This is a genomic window from Hydrogenimonas sp. (assembly GCF_029932565.1).
In the GTDB taxonomy this organism is placed as follows: domain Bacteria; phylum Campylobacterota; class Campylobacteria; order Campylobacterales; family Hydrogenimonadaceae; genus Hydrogenimonas.
Genome location: NZ_JAOZPV010000018.1, coordinates 1 through 4,938 on the forward strand (window position 1 = coordinate 1; position 4,938 = coordinate 4,938).

At 50.6% G+C, this 4,938-nt stretch carries 9 protein-coding genes; 3 read left to right on the forward strand and 6 right to left on the reverse strand.

What is annotated here, in order from left to right; all coding sequences use genetic code 11:
* From proB to Q1K24_RS03765, 6 genes are all read right to left on the reverse strand, one after another.
* A partial coding sequence (proB, locus tag Q1K24_RS03740; protein WP_300366159.1) for a glutamate 5-kinase occupies positions 1 to 699 on the reverse strand: 699 nt, incomplete at its 3' end.
* Positions 696 to 1,772: a GTPase ObgE gene (obgE, locus tag Q1K24_RS03745; protein ID WP_300366162.1), complete on the reverse strand. Its 1,077-nt coding sequence runs from the start codon at positions 1,770 to 1,772 to the stop codon at positions 696 to 698. The genes proB and obgE, both read right to left, overlap by 4 nt.
* Positions 1,773 to 1,878: 106 nt before the next feature.
* Complete coding sequence (gene rpmA / locus Q1K24_RS03750) at positions 1,879 to 2,133, reverse strand: 50S ribosomal protein L27 (protein ID WP_300366165.1); 255 nt, start codon at positions 2,131 to 2,133, stop codon at positions 1,879 to 1,881.
* 19 nt (positions 2,134 to 2,152) lie between these two features.
* The gene (gene rplU, locus Q1K24_RS03755; protein WP_300366168.1) at positions 2,153 to 2,461 is read right to left on the reverse strand and encodes a 50S ribosomal protein L21; all 309 of its coding nucleotides are present in this window, start codon (positions 2,459 to 2,461) and stop codon (positions 2,153 to 2,155) included.
* Positions 2,462 to 2,556: 95 nt separating this feature from the next.
* The gene (locus Q1K24_RS03760) at positions 2,557 to 2,946 is read right to left on the reverse strand and encodes a RidA family protein (protein WP_300366171.1); all 390 of its coding nucleotides are present in this window, start codon (positions 2,944 to 2,946) and stop codon (positions 2,557 to 2,559) included.
* A 23-nt stretch (positions 2,947 to 2,969) separates the two neighbouring features.
* Positions 2,970 to 3,881 carry an AEC family transporter gene (locus Q1K24_RS03765; RefSeq protein ID WP_300366174.1) on the reverse strand — a complete coding sequence of 304 codons (912 nt, stop codon included), beginning with the start codon at positions 3,879 to 3,881 and terminating at the stop codon, positions 2,970 to 2,972.
* Between the two features lie 49 nt (positions 3,882 to 3,930).
* Here Q1K24_RS03765 and Q1K24_RS03770 point away from each other — a divergent pair, with 49 nt between their 5' ends.
* Genes Q1K24_RS03770 through Q1K24_RS03780 form a run of 3 tightly spaced genes read left to right on the forward strand, consistent with a single transcriptional unit; the run spans position 3,931 to position 4,923 of the window.
* A complete protein-coding gene (locus tag Q1K24_RS03770; protein ID WP_300366177.1) occupies positions 3,931 to 4,167 on the forward strand; it encodes a hypothetical protein in 237 nt (78 codons plus the stop codon).
* A complete protein-coding gene (locus tag Q1K24_RS03775; protein WP_300366180.1) occupies positions 4,164 to 4,532 on the forward strand; it encodes a hypothetical protein in 369 nt (122 codons plus the stop codon). The genes Q1K24_RS03770 and Q1K24_RS03775 overlap by 4 nt, the downstream gene beginning before the upstream one ends.
* Positions 4,522 to 4,923, forward strand: coding sequence for a YchJ family metal-binding protein (locus tag Q1K24_RS03780; RefSeq protein WP_300366183.1), 402 nt, complete (start codon positions 4,522 to 4,524; stop codon positions 4,921 to 4,923). The genes Q1K24_RS03775 and Q1K24_RS03780 overlap by 11 nt, the downstream gene beginning before the upstream one ends.
* The last annotated feature ends 15 nt before the right edge of the window (positions 4,924 to 4,938 follow it).

Sequence of the window (4,938 nt, forward strand, 5' to 3'; positions counted from 1 at the left end):
CAGGTCGAAGCCGCTGGCAAAAAATATCTCTTTCCCGCGTTTGAGCAGAAAATCGGCCGCTTTGAGTTTGGTAACGATACCGCCGGTGGCGAACGACGTGTTGGGGGTACACTCCGCCCTCAAATCCTCCTGGGGAACCTCGTGCACGATCTTGCGCGGCTTGGCATCCGCATGTTTGCGCGGATCTTTGTCGTAATAGCTGTCGATATCGGAAAGAATCACGAGCAGCTCGGCATCGAAATAGTAGGCAACGTGCGCCGACAGCTGGTCGTTGTCGCCGAAAACCAGCTCCTCCGTCGCTGTGACATCGTTTTCATTGATAATGGGCACGACATGCTGGGCCAAGAGTGTTTCGACGGCACATTTGGCATGATACGTCCGCTTTCTGGAGTCGAAATCGTCCGCCGTCAGAAGTATCTGTGACACCAGAATGCCGTAGCGCTCGAATTTTTTCTGATACATCGCCATGAGCCGCGGCTGCCCGATAGAGGCGAGAGCCTGACGGTTGGGGAGCTCTTTTTTGTCGAGCCTGCAGAGGGTGTAGCCCGCTGCGACGGCACCCGAACTGACAAGAATGACGTCGACACCCTTCTCTTTCACTTTTGCGATGAGCTCCACCAGTGCCGCCATCCGTTCCCTGGCAACACGATTCTGTTCTGTCAGCACAGCACTGCCGACTTTGATCACGATTCGTTTCATTGTCGTTTTTCCATAACATCCGCCAATGCAAAGATCAGCGGTTTGATATTGATTTTGGCGATGGCCGAGATCGGCATGACAAAATGGGGGTTGCTCTTCTCCTCACTTCCGTAACTGATATAATCCGGTTCCACCCCATACTTTTTCAATACATCGTTCGCCACGAGATCGAGCGATTGGAGCAGTTCCCACATCTTTTCGTTCACCTGCTCCGCGTCGAGTGCATCGATACGTGTCAATGCAATGGCGAAAGGGCGTGTGGCAAGCTCCGAACTGTAGCGTTCCAACTCTTTCTGTAGAGAAGCAAACTGTTCCGTCACATCGCGATAGTTGGCCACATCGATCATATAGAGCAGTGTTTTGGTACGCTCGATATGTTTCAGAAACTCGATACCGAGTCCCCGGCCGTCGCTTGCCCCCTCGATGATCCCCGGAATATCGGCCATGACGAAAGATCGGTATTCATCGATCGCCACGACTCCCAGCTTCGGCGTCAATGTCGTAAATTCGTAGTTGGCCACTTCGGGATGGGCATTGGATATCGTCGCGATGAGCGTCGATTTGCCCACATTCGGAAAACCCACCAGTCCTACATCGGCGATCAGCTTCAATTCCAGGCGAATATCTCTCTCTTCGCCGGGCTTGCCGGGCTGGGCATAGGTTGGACGCTGGTTGGTGGAGGATTTGAAATGGACGTTCCCCAGCCCTCCTTTGCCTCCTTCGAGAAACTTCACCTTCTGCCCGTCCACGGTTAGATCCAGTAGGAGTTCTCCCGTCTCTTTATCGATAACCTGTGTTCCGGGCGGCACTTTGACATAGAGCGACTCGCCCGTTTTTCCGGCGCATTTTCTGGGCTGTCCGGGCCGTCCGTTCTTTGCTTTGAGATGGGTTTTCCCTTTGAAATGGGAGAGGGTGTCGGTATTTTTGTCCACGACAAACCAGACATCGCCGCCGCGCCCGCCATCGCCGCCGTCGGGTCCCCCTTTGGCGACAAACTTTTCACGGCGAAACGACGAGCATCCCTGCCCTCCCTTCCCGGAACTGAGTTTCAGCTCTACACTGTCTACAAACATACTTCTATTGCCTTGTTGTTATCGATTTTTTCGGTTTTAAAATATCAGATTTTAAGGAAAATGTCAAAAAAGAGAAGAAAAAGGGCGGAGAGACCGCCCATGCGGATTATGCGGGGTAAACGGAAACTTTCTTGCGTCGTTTGTCTTTTCGCTCATACTTGACGACACCGTCGATAAGTGCGTAAAGCGTATGATCTTTACCCATACCGACATTGTTGCCAGGATGGATTTTTGTGCCGCGCTGACGATAGATGATATTTCCGGCTACGACTGCCTGGCCACCAATTTTCTTGACACCGAGTCTACGTCCCGCTGAATCGCGGTTATTCTGGGTTGAACCCTGACCTTTCTTGTGAGCCATAAGTAATCTCCTTCTTTAATTACGCGATTTTCGTAATGCGAACGCGAGTGAAATCTCGGCGGAAGCCGCGCTTGAGCTTGCTGTCTTTACGACGTCGTTTTTTGTAGATGATGATCTTTCTTTCACGACCTTCGTTGATCACTTCCGCTTCGACAACAGCGCCATCGACGAACGGTGTACCGACCTTCAGGTCGCCATCGTTCTCGACAGCCAATACTTCTTTGATTTCGATTTTGGCTTTCGGCTCGAGGCCCATGTGATCGAGGCAGAGAATATCGCCCTCACTGACCTTGTACTGCTTGCCGCCATGTTTGATGATTGCTGTCATGCCGTTTCCTTCTTTGGTTTGTCAAATGGTTTGCCAAACGATTTTAGTGGCGAATTATACTCAACTTTAATTTAAGTATACTTTAATAAGCAACGTTATTCAGTCTGCTCCGCTATCAATCCGATACACTCGATCTCGACGAGTGCATTTTTCGGCAATGTCTTGACCGCCACGGTACTGCGTGCCGGCTTGTGACCGTCGAACCATTTTTCGTAAACGGCATTGACTTTGGCAAAATCCTCCATGTCGATCAGAAAAATCGTCGTTTTTACAACATGCTGCAGACCGCTTCCGGCAGCTTCGAGAACTGCCTTGAGATTACGCATGACCTGCGCCGTCTGCAATTCCACATCGTTTTCTCTCATCTCACCTTCCGGTGTCAATGCGATTTGGCCGGATGTATAGACGAGGTTTCCCACTTTCATCGCCTGGGAATAGGGGCCGATCGCTTCGGGAGCGTTACGGGTCTGAATGATTTCAACCATACCAATCTCTTTTTTTTCTGCAATTATAGCATCCGCATGACCCATGGCCAAAGCAGTGCGAAATAGAGAAGAAAAAAGAGCGAACTGACAAAGACCAGCGCGGCGGTATCTTTGGGCCGGCAGTGAAACAGTGCCGCGAAATTGACATTGGCAACCGCCAATGGCGTAAGAAGTTCCATTATTAAAACGGCCTGGACCATGGGATCGAGCGATGAGAACCGCATCAGCATCCAGCCCGCCAACGGCAGTAGAAAAAATTTAACGATTCCGACCGAACCGAGCAGCGACCTGTCGATATGTTCGGGGCGCACTTCCGAAAGATAGATACCGAAAAGCAGCAGCTGCACGACGATTGACGCGTAGGCTCCCAGCTTCAGACTGGCTTCGATCGATTCGGGTATCTGCCATCCGACGAGATTGACGGCGATCGCGGCGACAGCACTCCACAAAATCGGCATTTTCACGACATTCATCACCGACGTTTTCGCATCGAAGCTTCCCGACGAGTAGATGTAGACCCCCAGAATATTGACGAAAAAGACGTTGGCGAGATTGATCATCGTGGTATAGGGCACGCTCGCTTCCCCGAAAATGGCTATCCCCAGAGGAATACCGAGATTTCCTGTATTGCCCACAAGCGAAGCCACAAGAAAGATGGCCCGTTTTTTGCGGTCTTCAAAAAGCCGTTTCGCCAGAGGGAGCATAAGCAGGAAAATCACCGTCACGATTCCGACGTACCAGAAAGAGACCTCGAAAACCTCCGCTTCGAGCGGGCGCGTGGTCAATCCCCAGAAGGTCAGAAAAGGCTGAAGTATGTAGACAGAAACCAGTATAAGCGAACGGTCATGCAGATCCTCTTTGAACTTCCATTTCGAAAACGCCCCGAGCGCGACGAAAAAATAGATACCGAGAATCGAAACCAGTAAATCAATCATAGGTGAAAGTATAGTATAATCAACCAAAATTTTATCGAGGAGATTGGGCGTGGATAAAGAAGCGATCAGAAAAGAGCTGCGGGCCTACGAAGAGCGCCGGGATGAGTTTTACAGATTCCTGGATGAGCATATACCGCACGATGCGAGTACGGGCCTCTACGACTTCCGTACCAAAGTGATGCTCGATGCCGAAAAAGTCTATGAACTCTTTCACAAGCTCGATTACCAGGCACGGAAGATTCGTGGTATCGTCATCAACGAGATCATGGAAAAGCAGAACGATTGACTCTTCTTCTCCTGTTAGTCGCCGCAGCCGCGGGTATCGTCGTACTCCTTTACGAAAAGCGGCTGCGCGAAGAGAACATTGCCAAACTCCAGAACTACGTCATCAATGTTCTCCATGACAACAAACTTCTCGAACGTGAAAAGATGACACGCATCATCGACCTTTTCACCGAAAACCGCTACAAAATCGACGATATGAAAAACGATATGCTCGTCGTCAGCCGACGTGAATTCAGTGTTGGCGCTTCGCTGATATGGCTCTCGCTCGCCGGCATCGGCCTCATTATCTACTTCATCTACTATTTTCTGAAGAAACCGGAAACACTCAAAGTCGACCTCCAAACGGGAACCATCCATGCCGGCTGAAGCGGAAGCGTTATGTCCCTGCGGATCGGGACGCGACTATATGGCATGTTGCGGGAAATACCTCGAAGGCGGAGCCCCGGTTCCCACGGCCGAAGCGCTGATGCGCTCCCGATATACCGCCTATGTCAAAAAAAATATCGTCTATCTCGTCGAAACCGACTTTCACGACGTGGATATCGAAGCGACCAAAGCGTGGATGGAGAGTGCAACATTTCACAGAGTCGAAATCCTCAAGGTTTACAGAGGAAAAGCGCTGGACAAAAAAGGTCGAGTCGAATTCAAAGCCTGGTATACAGAAAAAGGAGAAGAGAAAGTCCATCACGAACTCTCCGATTTCGAAAAACACAAAGGACGCTGGTACTACAGCGGAGGCCTGGCAGCAAATTCCTGACAGGAATCCTCTCAC